Here is a 20,729-nt window from a genome sequence, read left to right as displayed (position 1 = left end):
ACGGGCTGCGCGCTGGAAGGAGATGCTACTTACCCTTCCGGCCGAAGTGCTGGAGTGGCGCGATCGGGACGGGGTGTGCCTTGGCGTTCGCGGCGATCTGCTTCTGTTTCTTCGCGGCCTCGTCCTGCTTCTTCTTGCGGTCGAAGGACTTCGGAGACTTGTCCCCCATGGGGCACCTCGCGGAATCGAGCCCGAGGAACTCCGGGCTCGACCCCACTCTAGCACGTTCGGAGGAAACAGGCTGGATTCTTGCTGGCGCAGGAATCGGGGAGGGGGGCCGGCGCTTCCCGGCCGGGGGACGGAGCGGTGGAGTCCCCCCCGGATCAGTACATGGACGGCTTCGGCGGGGAGCTTTCCGTGACCGGCTTGGCCGGGGCGGCCACCGTTTCGGTGACGATCTTCACGCTGGCCGATGCGCCGATGCGCGACGCGCCGGCCTCCACCATCTCCTGGGCGGCCTTGCGGTCGCGGATGCCGCCGGAGGCCTTCACTCCCAGCTTGCCGCCCACGGCCTGGCGCATCAGGCGAATGTCGGCGGCGGTGGCGCCCCCGGTGCTGAAGCCGGTGGAGGTCTTCACGAAGTCCGCGCCCGCGGCCTTGGACAGCAGGCAGCCGCGGATCTTCTCCTCGTCGCTGAGCAGGCTGGTCTCGAGGATCACCTTGGTGAGCACCCGCGGGCCCGCCTGTTCCACCACCTCGCGGATGTCCTTCTCCACGTACTCATTGTCGCCGCTCTTGAGGCGGCCCACGTTGATGACCATGTCCAGCTCGGTGGCCCCGTCCAGGATGGCGCGGCGGGACTCGAACGCCTTGGTCTGCGTGGTGGTGGCGCCCAGCGGGAAGCCGATCACGGTGCACACCTTCACCGGGGCGCCGTCCAGCAGGCGCCGGCACAGAGGCACCCAGCCGGGATTGACACACACCGACGCGAAGCTGAACTTGCGGGCCTCGGCGCAGAGTTTCTCGAAGTCGGACTGCACCGCGTCGGGCTTGAGCAGCGTGTGGTCGATCATGGACGCCAGCGTGGGGGCCATGTCGCACGAGGTCACGCCGGGGCCGCACCCGATGCGGCTGGCGCCGCTGTCCACGATGCCGCGCACGGCGTCGGGGCGCTTGAGCACGCACTGGCCGCAGGCGCTGCAATCGGAGCAGCTGCTCTGCGAGGCCATGGGGCCGATGCGCCGCAGGACTTCGGCCACGATTGTTTCCACCAGTTTCGAGTCAGCCACCAACTTCCACCTCCGCTCCGTCCTGCCTGCTGCGCCGCACCGAATTCACGCCTGGTGCGGGCATGTGCCCTACGGCGCGCGCGTTTCGTCCAGTTCGTTGATCTTCGCCACCCGCTTGGCGTGGCGGCCGCCGCCGAAGGGCGTCCGCAGCCACGTCTCGACCATTTCCTTCGCCAGGTCCGGCGTCACCACGCCGGAGCCGATGGACAGCACGTTGGCGTCGTTGTGGTCGCGGGAGTTGAGCACCGTCTTGAGGTCGTGGCACACGGCGGCACGGACGCCGCGCACCTTGTTGGCGGCCATGGCGGAGCCGATGCCGGCGCCGTCAATCACCACGCCGCGGTCGGCGGCGCCGCGCGCCACCAGCCATGCGACCTGCTTCGCGAAATCCGGATAGTCCACCGCTTCGGGGCCGTGGGTGCCCACGTCGGTCACCTGGTAGCCGAGGCCGTGCAGGTGGGGCAGGAGCAGGCCCTTGAGCGGGAAGCCGCCGTGGTCGGAGCCGATGGCGACGCGGAGCGACGAGGCCGAAACGTCCGGGGCGGCGGACACCGCGGCCGAGACGTTCGGGGCGGCGGACACCGCGGTTGCGGGTGGCGGCGGCCCCAGCGGGTTGGGCTCCTCGCGGCGCGGCGCCGTGGGGACCGGCCCGGATTTCTCCAGGCGATCCACGACTTCGGTCACCAGCCTGCGGACGAGACTCTCCAGATCCGTGCGTTCCATGGGAAGGCCGAAGGTATCACCGGGAGGCGGGATGCGGCAAGGCGGGGGTGTCGGGCGCGTGGATCCGGGGCGCGTGGATGCCGGCGGGGGGATGCCCTCGCCCTACCACGCCCTCAGCAGCAGGACCGGCACGCTCACCTGGTGCTGGACCTTGGAGGCGGTGGCGCCGAGGAAGATGTCGGCCAGGAAGCGATGGCCGTGGGTGCTCATGGCGATGAGGTCGCAGCCCTGTTCCTGGACCCAGCGCACGATCTCCTTCACCGGGTCGCCGAACGCCAGGTGCGTCTCCACGGGGATCGCCTCCGCCTCGAACTCGGCCTTCACCTTCTCGAGGTAGGCCTGGTCCTCGCGGATCTCCTCGCTCACGCCGTCGGCTCCGTACCACTGCGCCGCCCAGCCGGTGGCCACGTGCAGCAGCACCACGCGACTGTTCATGAGCTTCGCCATCGGCTTCACGTGGTCCAGGATGGCGCGGTCGGTGGGCGTGTGGTCCACGGTGATGAGGATCTTCTGGTACATGCGCTCCTCCGGGGCCTGGTCGCGCCGCTATCGTCCCGTGATCACGTGCCATGCCGTGTGGACGGACGACGGCAGGCCGTAGAGGTCCATCGCGGTGATCAGGAAGGCGCTGGCCCAGCCGCCGACCAGCAGCACGCCCCCCAGCTTCCACTTGCCCATCCGCTTCCGGGAACTGGTGAAGTGTAGCAGGGGAAACATCGCCAGGGGGAGTTGGAGCGCGAGGACCACCTGGCTCAGGGTCAGCAGGTCCGTGACGCTGCTGTCGCCGCGCACCGCGATGATCACCACCGCGGGCAGGATGGCGAGCCCGCGCGTGATCACGCGGCGCACCCACGGCGCGATGCGCCAGGTCATGAACCCCTCCATGACCACCTGGCCGGCCAGCGTGCCGGTGATGGTGCTGCTCTGGCCGCTGGCCAGCAGGGCCACGGCGAAGAGCGTGCTGGCGGCGGTGGCGCCCAGCAGCGGCGCCAGCGTCAGGTAGGCCACGCGGATCCAGTCGCTGTCCGGGCCGAACACCACCGTGCCGCCGCCGGGGACCGTGACCTGGGTCTTGCCGTGGAACACCAGCGCCGCGAGCACCAGGATGGAAGCGTTCACCAGGAAGGCGATGCTCAGCGCCACGGTGGAGTCGATGGTGTTGAACCGGATGGCGCGGCGCACCGAGGGCTCGTCGCGCTGGAAGTTGCGCGACTGCACCAGCGCGGAGTGCAGGTACAGGTTGTGCGGCATCACCGTGGCGCCGATGATGCCCACCGCCACGTACAGCATGCCGGCCTGGCGGAACCCGGGCGTGGACATGGCGCGGGCCATCTCCAGGAAGTCGGGCCGCGTCTGCTGCAACACGAAGATCTCGATGAAGTAGCACACGGAGATGGTGGCCACCAGCACCATCACCACCGCCTCGATGGTGCGCATCCCCGATTTCTGCAGCGCCAGCAGCAGCATCACGTCGAACGCGGTGATGATCACCGCCCACAGCAGCGGGATGTGGAACAGCAGATTCAGCGCCACCGCGCTGCCCAGCACCTCGGCCAGGTCGCACGCGCCGATGGCCAGCTCGGTCAGGATCCAGTTGGGCCAGCGCGTCCAGGCCGGGTACCAGTCGCGGCAGCACTGGGCCAGGTCCTTGCCGGTGACCACGCCCAGCCGCGCCGAGATCACCTGCATGAAGACCGCCATCAGACTGGCCACGCCCACGACCCACAGCAGGTCGAACTTGTACTGCGCTCCGCCCATGAGGTCGGTGCCCCAGTTGCCCGGGTCCATGTAGCCCACGCTGATCAGCACCGCGGGGCCCACGAACGCCCGCCACTGGCGCACGAAGCTCTCCGAGTGGTGGGGGACCTCCACCGAGCCGTGGAGGCCCTCGAGCGAGGGGATGGCGCCCTCCGGGGTCTCCGAGCCAGCCGCGTCCGGTTCGGTGGTGCGAGTGGGATCGCGCGGGTCGTCCGGGCTCATGGCCTGCCTTCCGGATCGGGGGGCGCGGGCTTCCGCGGGCCGGGGCCGCGCGAAGATCCCTGGCGTGCGGCTCCGGCTTCAGGCGTCCCCGGCGCGTCCCCGGCCGCGGCGCGGCCCCGGTAGGTGACATTGCGGGCCACGCGGAGGGTGCGCGCCAGCTCGCGGCTCAGCACCACCCGCGTGCGGCCCACCTGCAACTCCACGGAGCCGTCGAACTCCAGTCGGCGGAGGAGGGTGATGCGCGCGCCGGGGACAAGCCCCAGGCTCACCAGGTGCCGCAGCGCCTCCAGGCGGGAATCCTCGACGCGGCTCACCACCGCGACCGTGCCGGCCTCGAGCTCGTCCAGGGGGTGCGACGCGTCGCCGCGCACGCGACCGGTGCGGTCGGGGATGGGATCGCCGTGCGGGTCCAGCACCGGGTGGCCGAGCAGGCGATCCAGGGCGTCCACGAAGGCGTCGGAGGCGGCGTGCTCGAGTTTCTCGGCCTCGAGGTGCACCTGGTCCAGCGGCAACCCGCACATCCGGTGCAGGAACTGTTCGAGAATCCGGTGGCGCCGCACCACCGCGGTGGCGGCGCGCTCGCCCTCCGGCGTCAGGGTGGCGCCCCGGTAGCGCTCGTAGGCCACCAGGCGCGCGTCGGCCAGCCGCCGCAGCATGTGGGTCACGGACGCGGCGCGGATCTCCAACCGCGAGGCCAGCCGGGAGGTGCTCACTCCCCGGCCGGGGACGGCCAGCAGGTACAGCGCCTTGAGGTAGTTCTCGACCGTCGGGCTGTGCATGGGCTCGGGCTCCATGGAACGCATGAATTCAGGGTCACCTAATTCTAAAGTTAGGTCAATCTAAATTTCGGCCGGAGCGGGCCCCAACTTGAGCCTGGTAGGCCCCTCTCAAGCCGTGTGTCCCTGCTGCGGCACCGGTGTGTACCAACTGCCACCCGGAGTTCCGCCGTTTGCGTTTGCCGCCTGGCCATGGTGCTCGTAACTACCGTTCCTGCAATGGAAGCCGGGTTTCGAGTCGGGCCGCCGGTTCCGGCATGGCCTATGCAATACGCGGCAGGTGAGGTGCCAGACCCCCGAAGGCCGAACGTGGAGGAAACTACAATGAAGACCCTCACATCGCGCACAGACCGTCCGGCCGGACTGGCCGGCACGCCTACCTCCGGATTCGCAAAAGCGGCTCTCCTGCTCTGCCTTGGGATGGTGCTTACGCCGGCTGCGGCGGGCGCCGTGGTCCGCGTCTCGGTGGATGTGAATGCCCCGCCCGCCCGGATCCTGTTCCAGTCCGAGCCGCGCCGCTCCGGGATCGCCGGCACCGGGATCTACTTCGTGGGTGACTACGACGACGCCGACGTCTACTGCGCCGGCCCCTGGTGGTACGCCTACCGTGAAGGGTACTGGTACCGCTCCCGCGGGTGGCGCGGCCCGTGGGCCTGCATCAACGTCAACGTCATCCCGCGCGAGGTGATCCAGGTGGGCCCGCGCTACCGCCACTACCGGCACGTGTCCGCCAGCCAGTGGCGCGAGAACCACGGATGGCGCGGCCGCGAATGGCGTGACCATCGGCGCGACGACCGCCGCCATGCCCGTGAGGACTGGCGGGAGGCGCGGCGCGACGAGAAGCGCGAGCGGCACGGCCACCGCGGGCGCGACAAGAACGACGACTGACGTCCGCGGGCGGCGGGCGGCGCAGGACCCCGCGTCGTCCGCCGCCCCGGCGGTGGATAACCCGCCCCGGTGACCCCGGGGAACCGGGAAACGCTCCCGGCGGTGGATATCTTTCGCCGGCTGCGCCGTCCGCGAGGGCCTCACTGCCCCGCGGCGGCCTGGCCGGCGATTTTTTTCGGGCCGGTGCGCCGCATTCCTTGAACCCGCCTTCTTCGCGGTGCGATAATGCCCGCCATGGGACAGCCCTTCTTCCTGGCGATCGCCGGCAACATCGGCGTCGGCAAGACCTACCTGACACGCCTCATCCACCAGCGCCTCGGCTGGATCGCATACTTCGAACCCGCGATCGAGAACCCCTACCTGGCGAAGTTCTACGGCGACATGAAGACGTGGGCGCTTCGCTCGCAGCTCTACTTCCTGGAGCACCGCGCCGATTTCCAGCGCCGCATGATGCTCTCGGCGGATCACTTCATCCAGGACCGCACCATCTACGAGGACGCGGAGGTGTTCGAGCGCGGGCTGTTCGACATGGGCTACATCTCCTCCGAGGAACACCGGCAGTACCGCGAGGAATATGAGCGGATCCTGTCCGAGTTCCGTCCGCCCAGCATGGTGATCTACCTGCGGGCGCACCCCGACACGCTGCTCAAGCGCATCGCCAAGCGCGGCCGGGAGTGCGAGCGCACCATCAGCGCCGACTATCTCGCGCGCCTGGAGAAGAGCTACGAGCGCTGGGCCGACGAGATCTCCTCCACCGTGCGCGTGCACCGCATCGACACCAATGGTCTGAGGGACCTGGACGGTTCCGACGAGGTCGAGGAGGTCCTCGACCTGTTGTGTCGAGAAACCGGGTCGGTGAAGACCCGGAGCGGCACGGAGGGGTAAGCTCGAACCAGTAGGCCACGCCGGTGCTCGCCGGCCGCCGAAGCACGTCTCTCCGATTGGAATTCGATTCCCACACGCCTCCCGTGTTGTTCCCTCGAATTCGAAGAAGTAACTCCGCTTGCGCCCGACCCCACGGCAGGACCAGACCCCCGCGGGTAACCGAGACACCAAATGCCACGGAGCAAGTGGCCCCGGTGGTGGCACTGGGAGTTGGAACTGACCCCACATCTCTTGAAGCGGATGGAGGACAGGTGCTTCTCAGAAGTGGACCTGAGGGCTATGCTTGGGAGAGCCTCGTCCCTGCGCCGGGACGTCGCCGCAGGGAGATGGCGCGCACTGACGCGGCATGCCAATCGCCCCTGGGAGATTGTGGTGGAGCCTGATCTGGTCGCGTCGCTGCTAGTAGTCATTACAGCCTATCCGGTGCAGAAGGAACGACGATGATCGAATCCTATCTTGAGATCACCTACCGGCATGGGCGGCCGCTGGCCGCCTATCTATATCTGCCGCGCGCTCCCCGGGACCGTAGCTGCCGTACGGAGAAGGCGGCTGCGGGCCTGCTCGTTGATTTCAACCGGCGCGGGAAGGCCATCGGGATCGAGATGACCGCCCCAGGCAAGGTGACGGCGGCCACTCTGAACCGCGTGTTGCGTCGGTTGGGATTCCCCCCGATTCCCGTCGCGGATCTGTCGCCCCTCAGGGCGGCATAGGGGCATTCATGAAACTCGGCTACGTCGTCGGCGAGGTGGTGTCCACCGTCAAGATCTGCCCCATCTGCAACCACAAGCTGCTGCTGGTGCAGGTGGTGGGTGAGCACGACAAGCCGACGGGCCAGCCGATGATCGCGCTCGACAAGGTGGGCGCCGGGCCCGGCGAGAAGGTGCTGATCCTGGACGAGGGCAACGGCGCCTCGCAGATCCTGGGCGGGAACCGCGAGCCGGTGCGCACGATGATCGTGGGGGTGGTGGACCACGTGGACGTGGAATAGCGCGGCGGCAGAAAGACAAGCGAACGGGGCGGCCCTTCGGCCACCCCGTTTCTATTCGTGGGTCCTGCCCGGCGAAGGTGGCCCGCCCGGCGCCTCGCAGCCGCGCCGCGCCGCCGGGGGGCCTGCCGTGCGGCGCCACGCGCACGAGGCCACCGCAGCGCCGCCCTACAGCGGCTGGGGCTGGCGACCCTTCACGTACTTGAGGATCGCCCGGAACTGGCTCTCGCCGTCCAGGCCGGCCTCGGCCAGCACCTTGTCGGCCTGGCCGCTGCCCAGGAAGTGACCCTTGAGGAACGGGTGCAGCGTGGCGGTTCGACCCTGCTCCGAGAGGATCCAGCGGTACATCGTGGGCAGGGTGAAGCCGGTGATACCCATGGCCTCCCGCGCGCGCGACTCGGGGAAGATGCGGTCCTGCTCGGCGCGCGGCAGGGCGTCGAAGAGCTCGGCGCTGGCCACGTAGTACACGTTCAGGTCCACGCCTTCCTTCTCCAGCAGCGGCAGCGCGCCCTCCACGAACGCGTAGGTGACGCCGCTCTCCTGCAGCACCACCGTGCCGTCGCCGTGGCCGCCGTTGCCCCGGGCGGCGCGCAGCAGGTACACGCCGGTGGCGGAGGCCGACGCCGGCGCCAGACCCAGCTTCTTCCGGTCGGGCACCTTCTCGTTGGGCCGCGTCACGAACGGCGAGATCACCGCCGGGCGCTGGGTCAGCGCGGCGGAGAGCAGCGGCCACATCTCCGCCGGGTCCCACGGGGTGAGCGTGATCGCGGTGCCGCGCGGGAAGTTCTCCTGCAGCAGCTGCAGGGCCTGCGGGTCGGCGTGCGTGGGCCCGTCCTCGCCGGTCTTCAGCCCGGCGTGCGCGCACACCATGATGAACGGGCGGTACGGCTCGCGGGCGATCACCTGCCGCGCCTGCTGGCCGATGCAGTGCAGCCTCGCGGGGATGTGGCCCAGCGGCGCCAGGAACGCGCCGTAGGAGGAGCCCACGCCCACGTGATGCCCGAACGAGGAGATGCCCGCCAGGATGCCGCACATGGCGTCCTCGCAGATGCCGCCGGTGGAGAGCATCCGCGCGCCGGGGTTGGTCTTCGCGTTGAAGAAGCCCTCGGGGAAGCCCTTGCCCACCACGTTCACGCTGGTGGAGCCGAGCAGGTCCGCGGCGGCCGCCAGTAGCGCACCCTTCGAGAGGCTGTTGTAGTGGTTCAGCACGCGGCCCAGCTCACCGCGCAGCGTGGTGCTTTCGCCGGGCTGCAGCGCCACCTCGTCGGGGACGTGCGCGTGGGCCTTCGCGGCCGCGGCGTACGCCGGCGCGAGATCCGGACCGCCGGCGCGCGGCTTGCGGGCCAGCCGGGCGAGCCGGTCCTTCGCCCCGGTCAGCCGGGCGGCCAGGAAGTCGGTGGTGGCGCGGTCCTGCTCGAGCGCCGCGCGGATCACGCCGAGGGCCTCCCAGAAGCACTCCTCCATGACCTCGGGCTTCGCGCCGCCGCTGCAGCGCTGGGCGTTGGCCTCGCACGCCGGCAATGTGGCGCCGGTCTTCGCGAGCAGGGGTGCCACGGCCGCGTGGAATCCGTCGGAACACAGCTTGTGGCCGGCGCCGTGCGAGGCGCGGCCCTCGATGCCGTACTGCCAGCCCTTGGTGGTGCGGTACACGACCGCAGTGGGCTGTCCGTTCTGGATTGCCACCGCGCGGCGCTGCGCGGCGATCACCTGCTGGAAGTCGCGGCCGTCCTCCACGAACACCACGTTCCAGTCGTGCAGGTAGCACAGCTCCGCGGGGGTCCACTGCACGTAGTCGCCCGGCTTGTCGCCGTCGCGGCACACCTGGTTCGAGTCAATGGAGGCCTGGTTCCAGTCCACGTGCAGGAACGCGTTACCCAGCGAGGCGGTGCCCGCCGCGGCGAGCGCCTCGGCCACGCGGCCGGGAGTCATGCCGCCTTCGCCCTCCACGATGTGCACCCGCGGCGCGGCCGCGGCGTAGGCGTCCATGGCGCCGAAGGCCAGCCCCAGCGAAGTGGATACGCCCACCCCGGAGGCGCCGGTGGAGAGCTTCACGAACGGCGTGGCCGGCGTGGGGTGGCCGTCGAGGGGCTTGGCCTGGAACTTCCGGTACAGGGGGGTGGCCGTCACCGGGTTGCGGCGGAAGCCCAGCAGGTCCTCCATGCGCAGGCGCAGCTTCGCGTCGGCGGGCAGCAGCTTCGGGGCGGCGATGCGCGCGATCTCGTCGCGCAGCGCCCACAGTCCGTACAGGCCCAGTGCCTTGTGGCCGGCGGCGTAGGAGAGAATGTCGGCGTCCTCGCGGTCGGGGCTGGAAAGGTCGTAGTCCAGCCCGTCGTAGAGCAGCGAGGTGACGAAGCGGCCGGAGGAGATGGAGCCGCCGGGGTGCCCGGAGAGGGGCACGTAGTTGAACAACAGCGCGACCAGCGAGCGGTACACGGCGTCGAAGGCCTCGAAATGGCCCGCGTCCGCGGCCGTGAGCGGCGCCTTGCCCGCCTTCAGTTCCGCCGCGATGTCGATGTAAACCGCGCGCCTGGGTCCGAATCCAAATGTCATGGCATCGCTCCTTTTTCCACCCGTACCCCGCGTCCCCGGCCCGGGGCGCATCCGCGCCACCTCGGGGCCCTGCCGCGGAACCGAAAGTCCAGACAAGGTAGAATGCTAGCGGAGGCCGGGTGGAGTGACAAGGCGCGGCCTGTGGCGCGGCCCGGCAGGCGCGGCCTGTGGCGCGGCCCGGCAGGCGCGGTCTGTGGCGCGGCCCGGCCGCACGCGACCCGTGCGAGAAAGCAGTAACTCCATGCTGGCCATGTGCTCGCAGAGTGCAAGTGACTCGGATGCAGGAGGTGGAGCCATGTCGTTCACGTCGGAGGCGAGCATCGTGGTCGAGGCCCTCGAGCGCTACGGTGCGGAGTCGGTGTCTCGAAGCCGGCCGGTGATCCGGCTGACGCCGATGAACGAAATCATCGAAGAGCTGGACCTGGCCCGGTGGGTGTCCGAGGGCGGCCTGAACGGAGAGGCGCTGCGCGCCTTCCTGGAACGGTATCTCGCGGCCACCACCCGGCTGCAGCACCCCTCGTACCTGGCGCACCAGGTCGCCGTGCCGCACCCCACGGGAGCGCTCGCGGCGCTGGTGGACGGCTTCACCAACAACCCCATGGGCATCTACGAGATGGGTCCCGCGGCGGCGACCATCGAGTTCTTCATGGTCAACTGGCTGCTGGAGCGCGTGGGATGGACGCCGCAGCCGGTGCCGGGGGCGGCGGGGAACGGGGCGGACGCTGCGGCGCCCCACGGAGCGGGGGTCCTGACCCACGGCGGATCGCTGGCCAACCTTACCGCGCTGGCTGCGGCCCGCAGCCACGCCGTGCCCTCGGCGTGGGAGGACGGCAGTCCGCCCGGCCTGGCGCTCATCGCGCCCGCGTCCAGCCACTACTCCGTGGCGCGCGCCGCGGGCATCCTGGGGATCGGCTCGCGCGCCATCTACCATGCCGAGGTGGACACGCGCGACGTCATCCGCGTGGACCGGCTGCCCGCGCTGCTCGACCGGGTGCTGCAGGATGGGCGGCGGCCTGTCGCGCTGGTCGCGAACGCGTGCGGCACCGCGGTGGGCACGTACGATCCGCTGCGCGAAATCGGCGCGTTCTGCCGGGAGCGGGGCCTGTGGTTCCACGTGGACGGCGCCCACGGCGCCACGGCGCTGCTCTCCCCGAAGCACCGGCACCGGCTCGACGGCGTGGAGACCGCGGACTCGCTGGTGTGGGACGCGCACAAGATGATGCGCGCGCCTGGCGTGTGCGCCGCGGTGCTGGTGCGCGACCGCCGCACGCTGGACGGGGCCTTCCAGCAGGAGGCCAGCTACCTGTTCCACGAGAAGCACCAGCCGGGCTTCGACTTTATGCACCGGTCCGTGGAGTGCACCAAGGCGGGCCTGGGCCTGAAGATCTTCGCCGTCCTGGCCGCGCTGGGGGAGCGCGGCCTCGCCGACTACGTGGACGGCCGGTTCGCCTTGGCGCGCGAGGCATGCGAGCACATTCGCACGGTCCCGGGATTCGAGTGCCCCGTGGAGCCCGAGTCCAACATCCTGTGCTTCCACGCCCCGGGTGACGACGCCGAGCAGATCCGGCTCCGGGACCGCCTGATCGCGGACGGCGACTTTCACCTGTCCACCACGCTGTTCCGCAACCGGCGCCACCTGAGGCTGGTGTTCATGCACCCCGAAAGCTCGATGGACGACGTGCGGCGGCTCATGGCGCGGCTGCGCGAACTGCAGGCGGAACCGTGAGCCAGGGACCCCCTTGACGGCCCCCGGGTGCCGGGGCATACTCAACTCACCCCTCCCCATATGGGGAGGGATAGGGCGCGCCGCGCGGGCAGCGCCACACGCGAGAGAGGCACTCGAACCATCGCACGCGCCGGCAGCGCACGAACCCCGGGAAGGCCCGACCATGGATCACGCCAGTCACGACAGCCGCAAGGTGCTGGACCTGCTGAAAACCGCCCGCGGGCAGGTGGAGGCGGTCATCCGGATGGTGGAGGACGACCGCTACTGCATCGACGTTTCCAAGCAGGTCCATGCGTCCATCGCGCTGCTGAAGAAGGCGAACCTCGTCGTCCTCAAGCAGCACATGAACACCTGCGTGCGCGACGCCGTCCGGACCGACAAGGGCCCCGAGAAGATCGAGGAGATCGCGCACATCCTGGAGAAGTACCTTGCCTGAATCCGCGACCATGGCCGGGCCCCCGGGGAAGTCCGTCCAGGTGCCCATCCAGGGCATGACCTGCGCGGCGTGCGCCCGGAGCATCGAGCGTGCCGTCGGCAAGGTGGAGGGCGTCACGCGGGTGGCGGTCAACTTCGCCTCCGAGAAGGCGTCCGTGGAATACGACCCGGGCGTGACGCGGCTGTCCGCGATCCGGCAGGCCATCACGCGGGCCGGCTACACGCCGCTCGCATCCGACACCGGCGCGAAGGCGGACGCGCACCGGGATGCCCGGGAGCGCGAAGTCCGGTCCCTGTGGATCCGGTTCGCGATCTCGGCCGCCTTCTCGCTGCCGCTGCTGTACGTGGCCATGGGGGCGATGCTGGGCCTGCCCCTGCCCGGAGCCTTCGCGCCGGCGCAACATCCGCTGCGCAACGCGCTGCTCCAGCTGGGACTGGTGGTCCCGGCGGTCGCCGCGGGATACCGGTTCTACGTCGCGGGCACGAGGGCGCTGCTGCGGCTCTCCCCCAACATGGACACGCTGATCGCCATGGGCACCAGCGCCGCGCTCGTCTACAGCGCCGCGTCGGTGTTCGCCGTGGCCGGCGGCGACGCGCACGCGGTCCACAATCTCTACTTCGAGACCGCCGGGGTCATCATCACGCTCATCCTCCTCGGCAAGGCCCTCGAGGCCGTGACCAAGGGGCGGACCTCGGAGTCCATCAAGAGGCTCATGGGGCTGCAGCCCGGCACCGCGACGGTGCTCCACGACGGCGCGGAGATCGAGGTCCCGGTGGGGGAGGTCGAGGTCGGCGACCTGGTGCGGGTGCGCCCGGGGGGGAGGATCCCCGTGGACGGGCAGGTCGTGGACGGCCGGAGCACGGTGGACGAGTCCATGCTCACCGGTGAGAGCCTGCCGGTGACGAAGGAGCCGGGCGCGCCGGTCGTCGGGGCCAGCCTCAACAAGCACGGCTCGATCACCTTCCGTGCCACGAAGGTGGGGGCGGACACGGTGCTGGCGCGCGTCATCGCCCTGGTGGAGGAGGCGCAGGGCTCGAAGGCGCCCATCGCGCGCACGGCGGACGTCGTCTCGGGGATCTTCGTACCCGTCGTGTTCGGGGTCGCGGTGCTGGCGGCGGGCGCGTGGCTGCTGCTCGGGCACACGCCCGCGTTCGCCCTCACCGTCTTCGTCGCGGTGCTCACCATCGCCTGCCCCTGCGCGCTGGGGCTGGCCACGCCGACGGCGATCATGGTCGGCACCGGCAAGGGCGCGGAGCACGGCGTGCTGATCAAGTCCGCCGCGGCGCTGGAGACCGCCCACCGCATCGACACGGTGGTGTTCGACAAGACCGGGACCCTCACCCGCGGGGAGCCCGAAGTGACCGACATCGCCCCGGCACCGGGCTTCGGTGAGCTCGAACTGCTCTCGCTCGCGGCCGCCGCCGAGAGGGGCTCCGAGCACCCCCTGGGCGACGCCATCGTGCGCGCGGCGCGCGCGCGCGGCGCGGCCGAGCGGGAGGTCCGCGATTTCCGGGCCATCCCGGGCCGCGGCATCGAGGCAGTGGTCGAGGGACAGCCGGTCCTGCTCGGAACCGCCGGCTTCCTGACGTCGCGGGGTGTGGACACCGCCGCGGGCGCGGAGACGGCGGACCGGCTGGCCGGGGACGGCAGGAGCCCCGCGCACGTCGCCGTGGACGGCCGCTACGCCGGGCTGGTGGCGGTGGCCGACGTGGTGAAGGAGTCCAGCGCGCGGGCCATCGCCGCCCTGCGCGGCATGGGCATCGAAGTGGTGATGATCACCGGCGACTCGGCCCGGACCGCCGGCGCCATCGCGCGCCAGGTGGGCATCGAGCGCGTGCTGGCGGAGACGCTGCCGCAGGACAAGGCCGCGGAGGTGAAGAAACTGCAGGCCGCCGGCCGCCGGGTGGCCATGGTCGGCGACGGCATCAACGACGCGCCGGCGCTGGCCCAGGCGGACCTGGGTGTGGCCATCGGCTCGGGCACCGACGTGGCCATGGAGAGCGCCGACGTGGTGCTGATGCGGAGCGACCTGATGGGGGTACCGGCCGCCATCGGGCTCTCGAAGGCGGTCATGCGCAACATCCGGCAGAACCTGTTCTGGGCCTTCGGGTACAACGTGCTGGGCATTCCCGTGGCCGCGGGGCTGCTGTACGCCTTCGGCGGCCCGCAGTTGAGCCCCATCCTGGCCGCGGCGGCGATGTCCATGAGCTCGGTTTCCGTGCTCACGAACGCCCTGCGCCTGAAGAGATACCAACCGATCCGCTGACGCCGCTGGAGGAAAGTGATGACGAAGCATCTCTCGATCGAAGGCATGAGCTGCGCCCACTGCGTGGCACACGTGACCGCCGCGCTCACCGGGGTCTCCGGGGTCACCTCCGCGAAGGTGGACCTGGCCACGAAGAGCGCGGTGGTGGAAGGCGGCACGTTCGAGGACGGGGCGTTGAAGGCCGCCGTCGCGGAGGCGGGGTACGAGGTCGTCGGCATCCAGGCGGGGGGTTGAGATGAAACAGGTGCTCGACCGGGTGTTCGCCCTCTCCCCCGGGATCCGCTACGTCGCGATCTACCACCACGGCCGCCTGACCTCCGCCGCCCGTCCCGGCCTGGCCAACGCCAGCGCCGCGGAGTCCGACAAGTATGAGGAGTTGCTGGTGAACCCGACGCTGCTCAAGCTGGCGGGACAGCGCGGGGACATCGACTGCGGCGGCCTGGAATTCCTGGTCGTGCGCTACGGCAGCTTCTTCGAGCTGGTGTGGCCCCTGCCGGCCGGGCACATCTCGGTGGGCATCGAGCCCGGCGCCGATCCGCTGGGGGTGGTGCCGGCGGTCCGCGAAGTCGCGAACGACCTGCAGGGCTGAGACGCGCTCCCGCTTCGCTGCTCCCCTGCGATGCGGAGCGCGGGCCCGGGGCTGCCGGAGGTTTCGTTCAACGCGGCTTGTCGAGCACGCGCACCATCGGCACGTCCGGCGCGAACTCCACCACCGGCAGTTCGGTGTTCGCGTTGATGTGGCGGGCGACCTCCAGGAAGAAGGCCCGGGTGGCCGGGGATTCCGGGCCCGTCGACAGCAGGTCGCGCCGCGAGAATCTGAGGTTCCCCAGCGGATCAAATCCATGTCGCGCCGCGAACTTCCGCCGCACCACGGGGTCGGTGAACATCCACGGGTTCAGCACCTCGAGCCCCGGATTCTCCCCGCCGAAGAGCTGGTACTCGCGCAGGCGCTGGAACATGTCGTTGTGCCAGAGCACCAGTCCGCGCTCGCAGCGAATCCCGGACCACATTTCGTGCACCATCGCGTCCAGCCCCACGTGCGCGGAGCGCAACTGCAGGGCACTCTGCGACCACGGCAGCCACAGCGCCACGGCGAGCCCTCCCAGCGCCGCGCCCGCCGCGATCGCCGGCCTGCGGCCGGCCCTGCCCGCCCCCATGCGCGCCGCGAGGACGGGCACCACCGGGAGCAGCGCCAGCCCCAGGGGCGGCAGGAAGAAGGCGCCCGGATCGCTGACGCCGTAGGACAGCGCGAAGCCGGTTTGCAGGAGCACCGCGGCCATGAGTGCGAGCAGGCCCAGGCGCGCCGCCCTGCCCCTGCCCGCGCATGACGCGGCGAACAGCAGCAGCCCCGGCACCAGGAAGGGGAGCACCGTGGCTGCGATCGCCGACCCTTCCTCCCCCGAGAAGCCGAAGTGCCCGACCAGGCCGTGGTACTGCGCGCCGGTGACGTGGCGCCAGAACCCGACCCATGTGGGCTCGAGCCCCACCCAGTGAGCCGGACCTCCGGCCCCCATCCGGACAAACAGCAGTCCATAGCTCGACAGTGGAACCAGGGCCGCGAGGGCGGCGACGGCGAGATGGGCGAGCCGGCGCCGGCCGGTCCCAGGGTGGGCCCACAGCAGCGACCGCGTGAGCGGGCCGACGACCAGCCCCGCCGCCAGGTGATGTGCGAGCCCCGCGCCACACATCAGGCCCCAGCCCGCGGCCGCTCGCGCCGACAGTCCCGCGCCCCGGCCGCCGTCTCCGCCCGGCGCGCGCACCCCGCCGGGCGCCCCCACCAGGCGCCAGAACAACAGCGCCGCGCCCATGACCCAGGCCTGGTGCCACGAGTACACCTCGGCCACCGTGGCCACGTCGATCCATGCCGGGTGGAGCGCGAAGAGCGCCACCGGGAGCGCGGCCAGCGCCGCGCGCGCCGGGACCGGCAGCCCGGCCCCGGGCGGGATCAGGCGGGCGCCCAGCGCGTGCATCAACCCCACCGCCACGCCCGCCCCGAGCGCGCTCCAGGTGTTGGCGGCGAACGCCCAGGACGCGCCGAGGGCGTGCAGGGCCATGACGTAAGCGTGACCGAAGAGCGTGTACAGGGGGTAGCCCGTGGGGTGGGCGATGCCGTTCAGGGCGAGCACGAGCGTGAATTCGCTCGAGTCCCCGCTGCCGGAAACCGGCGGGGCGAAGCGCAGGCAGGCAGCCAGGGCGGCGACTCCGGCCAGGGTGGACCAGTACCATGGCACGGGTCGCTGGACTGGAAGCATGGGCGGATGCTACCAGCGGCGCGGGAGGCGCTCAACCGCGCATGGCGGGGCGGCTCCCCGGGCCTCCCCGGCGCCGCGCGTGGGGTCCGCCGCGGGCAGGTCCCCCGCGGGCAGGTTTGCAACCCCTCCGGCGAACCTCTATACTTCCCGAGGTTCCGGCCCACCCGGCCGGCGAACATCCGTTCGCCCCCCGAACCACCGCAAGGATCGAGCGATTTGTCGCCTATTCACCTGTTAATCTTCGCCTTGTACGCAGTGACCGGGCTCGGCTACGGGGCCCTGTTCGTGGGCCGCACGCCGGCCCTAGGACGGGCCGCCCGACCGCTGCTGCTGCTGTCCATGGCCGCCCACCTGGTCTACATGGTGTGGCGGAGCGTGGAGGTGCACACCCTGCCCCTGTCCACGCTCTCGGGGGCGCTCACCACCGTCTCCCTGAGCCTCGCGGCGGTGTACCTGTATCTCGAGATCCGCCAGCACACGCCGATGACCGGGGTGTTCGTGGTGCCGGTGGTGGCGCTGCTGGTCCTGATCGGCGGGCTGCCCTTCCCCGGGGTGAAGCCGCCCCAGGAGCTGCTGAAGCTGCTGGAGTCGCCGTTCTTCGCCGTGCACATGCTGAGCGCGGTCACCGCCTACTGCGCCTTCGCGCTGGCGGCGGTCTACGGGTTGCTGTTCCTGATGCTCTACCACGAGCTCAAGCTGGGCCGGCTCACGCTGGTCTATCACCGGCTGCCGCCCCTGGAGCAGCTCAAGCAGATGAACATCCGTTCCACGCTGGTCGGCTTCGTGCTGCTGACCGCGGCCATCGCCATCGGGGCGATCTGGCTCTCGAGGCTCAAGCCCACCTATTTCGCCGACCCCAAGGTGATCTCGTCGTTTCTCGTGTGGGTGATCTTCGGCGTGGCCATCATGGCCCACTATCGCTGGTCCCAGAGCAGCCGCGCCCCGGTGTTCCTCACCCTGGCCGGGTTCGCGATGCTGCTGCTCTCCACCCTCGTGATCGGGCCGCTGTCGAGCTCCTTCCACCAGTTCCGCTGAGGCGCCCGCGGCATGATCCTGTGCGTCGGACTGAACTACCGGACCTCGCCCGCCGAGATCCGTGAAAACGTGGCGCTGACCCCCTCGGAGGCCGAGGAGGCGCTGGAGGCGCTGCGTCGCAGGTTCAGCCGCGAGGCCATCATCCTCTCGACGTGCAACCGCACCGAGTTCTACACCCGCGGCGAGGAATTCGAGAACCCGCTGGTCGCGGTCTCCGAGATCGTGAAGGCCCTCAAGGGCATCGACCTGATGCAGCACGCCGACACCACCTATGTGTGGCGCACCGAGGAATCGGTGGCGCACCTGTTCCGGGTCACCTCGGGGCTGGACTCGATGGTGATCGGCGAGACCGAGATCGCGGGCCAGGTGCGCGCCGCCGCCGACCTGGCGGCGAAGCGCGGCATGAGCGGCACGGTGCTGCGCCGCATGGTGGACTCGGCCATGCACTGCGCGCGGCGGATCCGCAGCGAGACCGCCATGACCCAGGGCTCGGTGTCCATGGCCTCGGTGGCGGTGGCCCTGGCCGCCAAGGTGCTCGGCAATCTCGGCAGCAAGAAGGTGCTGATCCTGGGCGCGGGCGACACCTGCCGCATCGCCGCCATCCAGTTGCTGGACGGCGGCGCGAGGGACTTCCGCATCGTCAACCGCACCCTGGAGCGCGGACAGGCCCTGGCGGGCAAGGTGGGCGGCCAGGCGTTCGGCCTGGACGCGCTGCCGCGGCTGCTGCCCGAGGCCGACCTGGTGTTCAGCGCCACCTCCGCGCCGCAGCCGCTGATCACGGTGGACATGATGCGCGAAGCCATGCGCGCGCGCCGCGGCCGCAGCTCGGTGCTGGTGGACCTGGCGGTGCCCCGCGACATCCACCCCGACGTGAACCGCCTGCCGAACGTGTTCGTGTACTCCACCGAGGCGGTGAAGAGCATCGTGGACGACAACCTGGAGCGCCGGCGGAAGGAAGCGCCGCGCGCCGAGGCCATCGTCTCCGAGGAGCAGTTGAAGTTCCTCGAGTGGTACCGGGGCCTGGCGATCGCCCCGACCATGGCCACGGTGCGCGCGAGCCTCGAGGAGCTGCGCGCCCGCGAGCTGAGCCGCTACGCGCGCAAGTTCGCTCCCGAGGACCTGCCGAAGCTGGAGGAGCTGACCCGCAGCCTGGTCTCGAAGATCCTGCGCGGCCCGACCATGCGCCTGGTGAAGGCGCAGCAGGACCCGCGGCGGGGCACCGAGCTGGCCGAGGCGGTGCGGCACCTGTTCGACGTGGAGGGCGTGCGGCCCGGAGAGGAGCCTGATGAGGATCGGAACGAGGGGTAGCGCGCTGGCGCTGGCGCAGTCGCGCCACATCGCGGCGCTGCTGCGCTCCGCGGGCGAGTCCCCGGTGGACCTGGTGGAGCTGAAGACCTCCGGCGACAAGCACGTGGACCGCCCGCTGGCCGAGATCGCCGGCCTGGGCGCGTTCACCCGCGAGCTGGAGGAGGCGCTGCTGCGCGAGCAGGTGGATCTCGCGGTGCACTCGCTCAAGGACCTGCCGACGGTGCTGCCGGAGGGCCTGGTGCTGGCGGCCGTGCCCGCGCGCGAGGACGTGCGCGACGTGCTGGTGAGCCGCAGCGGAGCGAAGCTGGCCGAGCTGCCCGCCGGGAGCACCGTGGCCACCTCGTCGCTGCGTCGTTCGGCGCAGGTGCTGCACGCGCGGCCCGACCTCAGGTGCGTGGAAGTGCGCGGGAACGTGCCCACGCGCCTGCGCAAGGTGGAGGAGGGCCAGTGCGACGCCATCGTGCTGGCGCTCGCCGGCCTGAAGCGCCTGGGCCTGGCCGACAAGGTGACCGAGATCTTCGAGCCCTCGGTGATGCTGCCCGCCGTGGCGCAGGGCGCGCTGGGCCTGGAGACGCGCGAGGCCGACCGCGCCACCCGCGCGGCGGTGGAGAAGCTGACCGACGCGGCCGCCTTCGTGGCGGCGCGCGCCGAGCGCGAACTGCTGCGCTCGCTGGGCGGTGGGTGCCGCCTGCCGCTGGGCGCATGGGCGCGCGTGGAGGGCGGCACGCTGACCCTGGACGGCATCGCGTGCTCGCCCGACGGCAGCCAGGTGGTGCGCGCCACCGGTTCCGGCCCGGCGAGCGACCCCGAGGCGGTGGGGCGGGCCGTTTCCGACAAATTGCGGGCCCAGGGCGCCGAGGAGCTGCTGAAGCTGGCCCCGGTGATCCCCCCTCCGCCGAAGGCCTGAGCGATATGAGCCGGCTGGTGCTGTTCCCGCGCCCGCCGGAGGCGGGTGGCCCGGAGGAGGTGGTCCTCGCCGCGGCGGGCTGTGCCGCGCTGGTGGTGCCCGCGATCCGCTTCGAGCCGGGCGCCGACAGCGATGCGCTGGCGGAGGCGCTGCGCGCCGGGCCGGCGCCGGACGCGGTGGCGGTGACCAGCGCGCGGGCGGCCGAGGCCGTGGCCGCGGTGCTGGGCGCGATGCGCCCCGCGCCGCGGGTGCGGCTGGCCGCCGTGGGCAGTGCCACCGCCCGGCCGCTGCGCGAGGCGGGCCTGGACGTGGACGTGCCGCCCCAGGGCGAGGCGCAGGGTGCGGCGGCGCTGGCCGCGCACCTGCTGCGTACCCTTGCGCCCGGGGCGCGGGTGCTGTTCCCGCGCGGCAACCTCTCCCTGGGCACGCTGCCGGATGCGCTGCGCGCGGCCGGCGTCCAGGTGCGCGAACTGGAGGTCTACCGCACCGTGGACGCGGTGCCGGACGTGGAGCAGCTGCGCGCCGCCCTGGATCGGCGGTGGGTCGCGGCGGCGGTGTTCACCTCGCCCTCCGGCGTGGAGGCGCTTCGCGCCGCGCTGGGGCCGGGTGGATGGAAGGCGCTGGCCGCGCTGCCGGCGGTGGCTCCGGGCCGCACCACCGAGACGGCGCTGCGCGCCGCGGGCGCGGTGCGGGTGGAGCGGGCGGCAGACCCCGGCAGGGCCGGTGTGGCCGCCGCGCTGGCAAAGGTGTTGGGCGAAGAGTAGGGCGGACGGGTCCGCCTGC

At 71.2% G+C, this 20,729-nt stretch carries 21 protein-coding genes; 13 read left to right on the top strand and 8 right to left on the bottom strand.

Features of this window, described 5'->3' with window-relative positions; genetic code table 11:
- Window positions 1-25: 25 nt before the first annotated feature.
- From HZB25_02515 to HZB25_02490, 6 genes are all read right to left on the bottom strand, one after another.
- Window positions 26-169 (bottom strand): hypothetical protein, encoded by a 144-nt coding sequence (locus tag HZB25_02515; GenBank protein MBI5836096.1) that lies wholly within the window; start codon window positions 167-169, stop codon window positions 26-28.
- 154 nt (window positions 170-323) lie between these two features.
- Window positions 324-1,034: a deoxyribose-phosphate aldolase gene (gene deoC / locus HZB25_02510; protein MBI5836095.1), complete on the bottom strand. Its 711-nt coding sequence runs from the start codon at window positions 1,032-1,034 to the stop codon at window positions 324-326.
- Window positions 1,035-1,298: 264 nt separating this feature from the next.
- Complete coding sequence (gene rpiB / locus HZB25_02505) at window positions 1,299-1,952, bottom strand: ribose 5-phosphate isomerase B (protein ID MBI5836094.1); 654 nt, start codon at window positions 1,950-1,952, stop codon at window positions 1,299-1,301.
- A gap of 102 nt (window positions 1,953-2,054) precedes the next feature.
- Window positions 2,055-2,471: a universal stress protein gene (locus HZB25_02500; protein ID MBI5836093.1), complete on the bottom strand. Its 417-nt coding sequence runs from the start codon at window positions 2,469-2,471 to the stop codon at window positions 2,055-2,057.
- 27 nt (window positions 2,472-2,498) lie between these two features.
- Window positions 2,499-3,932: an Nramp family divalent metal transporter gene (locus HZB25_02495; GenBank protein MBI5836092.1), complete on the bottom strand. Its 1,434-nt coding sequence runs from the start codon at window positions 3,930-3,932 to the stop codon at window positions 2,499-2,501.
- Entirely contained in the window at window positions 3,929-4,735 is an 807-nt protein-coding gene (locus HZB25_02490) for a metal-dependent transcriptional regulator (GenBank protein MBI5836091.1), read from the bottom strand. The genes HZB25_02495 and HZB25_02490 overlap by 4 nt, the downstream gene beginning before the upstream one ends.
- A 423-nt stretch (window positions 4,736-5,158) precedes the next feature.
- Here HZB25_02490 and HZB25_02485 point away from each other — a divergent pair, with 423 nt between their 5' ends.
- From HZB25_02485 to HZB25_02470, 4 genes are all read left to right on the top strand, one after another.
- On the top strand, window positions 5,159-5,596 hold the full coding sequence (locus tag HZB25_02485; GenBank protein MBI5836090.1) for a hypothetical protein: 438 nt from the start codon (window positions 5,159-5,161) through the stop codon (window positions 5,594-5,596).
- A gap of 234 nt (window positions 5,597-5,830) precedes the next feature.
- Window positions 5,831-6,481 carry a deoxynucleoside kinase gene (locus tag HZB25_02480; protein ID MBI5836089.1) on the top strand — a complete coding sequence of 217 codons (651 nt, stop codon included), beginning with the start codon at window positions 5,831-5,833 and terminating at the stop codon, window positions 6,479-6,481.
- A 440-nt stretch (window positions 6,482-6,921) separates the two neighbouring features.
- On the top strand, window positions 6,922-7,191 hold the full coding sequence (locus tag HZB25_02475; GenBank protein ID MBI5836088.1) for a DUF2283 domain-containing protein: 270 nt from the start codon (window positions 6,922-6,924) through the stop codon (window positions 7,189-7,191).
- A gap of 8 nt (window positions 7,192-7,199) precedes the next feature.
- Window positions 7,200-7,469 (top strand): EutN/CcmL family microcompartment protein, encoded by a 270-nt coding sequence (locus HZB25_02470; GenBank protein ID MBI5836087.1) that lies wholly within the window; start codon window positions 7,200-7,202, stop codon window positions 7,467-7,469.
- Window positions 7,470-7,634: 165 nt separating this feature from the next.
- Here the strand turns inward: HZB25_02470 and HZB25_02465 are convergent, their stop codons facing one another.
- The gene (locus HZB25_02465; GenBank protein ID MBI5836086.1) at window positions 7,635-10,016 is read right to left on the bottom strand and encodes a hypothetical protein; all 2,382 of its coding nucleotides are present in this window, start codon (window positions 10,014-10,016) and stop codon (window positions 7,635-7,637) included.
- Window positions 10,017-10,311: 295 nt separating this feature from the next.
- On the opposite strand from HZB25_02465, the gene HZB25_02460 reads away from it, so the two are divergent.
- The 5 genes from HZB25_02460 (at window position 10,312) to HZB25_02440 (ending at window position 15,033) form a co-directional block, all read left to right on the top strand.
- A complete protein-coding gene (locus tag HZB25_02460) occupies window positions 10,312-11,742 on the top strand; it encodes an aminotransferase class V-fold PLP-dependent enzyme (protein ID MBI5836085.1) in 1,431 nt (476 codons plus the stop codon).
- Between the two features lie 163 nt (window positions 11,743-11,905).
- On the top strand, window positions 11,906-12,178 hold the full coding sequence (locus HZB25_02455) for a metal-sensing transcriptional repressor (GenBank protein MBI5836084.1): 273 nt from the start codon (window positions 11,906-11,908) through the stop codon (window positions 12,176-12,178).
- Between the two features lie 10 nt (window positions 12,179-12,188).
- Window positions 12,189-14,444 (top strand): copper-translocating P-type ATPase, encoded by a 2,256-nt coding sequence (locus HZB25_02450; GenBank protein MBI5836083.1) that lies wholly within the window; start codon window positions 12,189-12,191, stop codon window positions 14,442-14,444.
- Between the two features lie 18 nt (window positions 14,445-14,462).
- Complete coding sequence (locus tag HZB25_02445; GenBank protein MBI5836082.1) at window positions 14,463-14,678, top strand: heavy-metal-associated domain-containing protein; 216 nt, start codon at window positions 14,463-14,465, stop codon at window positions 14,676-14,678.
- Window position 14,679: 1 nt separating this feature from the next.
- Window positions 14,680-15,033, top strand: a complete 354-nt coding sequence (locus HZB25_02440; GenBank protein MBI5836081.1) for a hypothetical protein — start codon at window positions 14,680-14,682, stop codon at window positions 15,031-15,033.
- A gap of 67 nt (window positions 15,034-15,100) precedes the next feature.
- Here the strand turns inward: HZB25_02440 and HZB25_02435 are convergent, their stop codons facing one another.
- Window positions 15,101-16,696 (bottom strand): DUF2723 domain-containing protein, encoded by a 1,596-nt coding sequence (locus tag HZB25_02435; protein ID MBI5836080.1) that lies wholly within the window; start codon window positions 16,694-16,696, stop codon window positions 15,101-15,103.
- A gap of 246 nt (window positions 16,697-16,942) precedes the next feature.
- Between HZB25_02435 and ccsA the strand changes: the two genes are divergently transcribed.
- The 4 genes from ccsA to HZB25_02415 are packed head-to-tail and all read left to right on the top strand — an operon-like array spanning window position 16,943 to window position 20,710.
- On the top strand, window positions 16,943-17,731 hold the full coding sequence (gene ccsA, locus HZB25_02430) for a cytochrome c biogenesis protein CcsA (protein ID MBI5836079.1): 789 nt from the start codon (window positions 16,943-16,945) through the stop codon (window positions 17,729-17,731).
- A gap of 12 nt (window positions 17,732-17,743) precedes the next feature.
- Window positions 17,744-19,039 carry a glutamyl-tRNA reductase gene (locus HZB25_02425; protein MBI5836078.1) on the top strand — a complete coding sequence of 432 codons (1,296 nt, stop codon included), beginning with the start codon at window positions 17,744-17,746 and terminating at the stop codon, window positions 19,037-19,039.
- Window positions 19,017-19,946, top strand: a complete 930-nt coding sequence (gene hemC / locus HZB25_02420) for a hydroxymethylbilane synthase (GenBank protein ID MBI5836077.1) — start codon at window positions 19,017-19,019, stop codon at window positions 19,944-19,946. The genes HZB25_02425 and hemC overlap by 23 nt, the downstream gene beginning before the upstream one ends.
- 5 nt (window positions 19,947-19,951) lie before the next feature.
- Window positions 19,952-20,710, top strand: a complete 759-nt coding sequence (locus tag HZB25_02415) for a uroporphyrinogen-III synthase (protein ID MBI5836076.1) — start codon at window positions 19,952-19,954, stop codon at window positions 20,708-20,710.
- Window positions 20,711-20,729: the final 19 nt, after the last annotated feature.

The organism is Candidatus Eisenbacteria bacterium, from assembly GCA_016235265.1.
Lineage (GTDB): Bacteria > Eisenbacteria > RBG-16-71-46 > RBG-16-71-46 > JACRLI01 > JACRLI01.
The sequence above is the reverse complement of the archived record's forward strand: the minus strand, read 5'-3'. Positions and strand labels throughout refer to the sequence as shown.

Coding starts and splice junctions, on each gene's coding strand:
- HZB25_02465 (MBI5836086.1), bottom strand. CDS start 10,016: ATGACATTTGGATTCGGACCCAGGCGCGCGGTTTACATCGACATCGCG.
- HZB25_02470 (MBI5836087.1), top strand. CDS start 7,200: ATGAAACTCGGCTACGTCGTCGGCGAGGTGGTGTCCACCGTCAAGATC.
- HZB25_02455 (MBI5836084.1), top strand. CDS start 11,906: ATGGATCACGCCAGTCACGACAGCCGCAAGGTGCTGGACCTGCTGAAA.
- HZB25_02440 (MBI5836081.1), top strand. CDS start 14,680: ATGAAACAGGTGCTCGACCGGGTGTTCGCCCTCTCCCCCGGGATCCGC.
- HZB25_02515 (MBI5836096.1), bottom strand. CDS start 169: ATGGGGGACAAGTCTCCGAAGTCCTTCGACCGCAAGAAGAAGCAGGAC.
- HZB25_02490 (MBI5836091.1), bottom strand. CDS start 4,735: ATGCGTTCCATGGAGCCCGAGCCCATGCACAGCCCGACGGTCGAGAAC.
- HZB25_02460 (MBI5836085.1), top strand. CDS start 10,312: ATGTCGTTCACGTCGGAGGCGAGCATCGTGGTCGAGGCCCTCGAGCGC.
- HZB25_02415 (MBI5836076.1), top strand. CDS start 19,952: ATGAGCCGGCTGGTGCTGTTCCCGCGCCCGCCGGAGGCGGGTGGCCCG.
- HZB25_02480 (MBI5836089.1), top strand. CDS start 5,831: ATGGGACAGCCCTTCTTCCTGGCGATCGCCGGCAACATCGGCGTCGGC.
- HZB25_02495 (MBI5836092.1), bottom strand. CDS start 3,932: ATGAGCCCGGACGACCCGCGCGATCCCACTCGCACCACCGAACCGGAC.
- HZB25_02475 (MBI5836088.1), top strand. CDS start 6,922: ATGATCGAATCCTATCTTGAGATCACCTACCGGCATGGGCGGCCGCTG.
- rpiB (MBI5836094.1), bottom strand. CDS start 1,952: ATGGAACGCACGGATCTGGAGAGTCTCGTCCGCAGGCTGGTGACCGAA.
- hemC (MBI5836077.1), top strand. CDS start 19,017: ATGAGGATCGGAACGAGGGGTAGCGCGCTGGCGCTGGCGCAGTCGCGC.
- HZB25_02425 (MBI5836078.1), top strand. CDS start 17,744: ATGATCCTGTGCGTCGGACTGAACTACCGGACCTCGCCCGCCGAGATC.
- HZB25_02450 (MBI5836083.1), top strand. CDS start 12,189: ATGGCCGGGCCCCCGGGGAAGTCCGTCCAGGTGCCCATCCAGGGCATG.
- HZB25_02445 (MBI5836082.1), top strand. CDS start 14,463: ATGACGAAGCATCTCTCGATCGAAGGCATGAGCTGCGCCCACTGCGTG.
- HZB25_02435 (MBI5836080.1), bottom strand. CDS start 16,696: ATGCTTCCAGTCCAGCGACCCGTGCCATGGTACTGGTCCACCCTGGCC.
- deoC (MBI5836095.1), bottom strand. CDS start 1,034: ATGGCCCCCACGCTGGCGTCCATGATCGACCACACGCTGCTCAAGCCC.
- HZB25_02500 (MBI5836093.1), bottom strand. CDS start 2,471: ATGTACCAGAAGATCCTCATCACCGTGGACCACACGCCCACCGACCGC.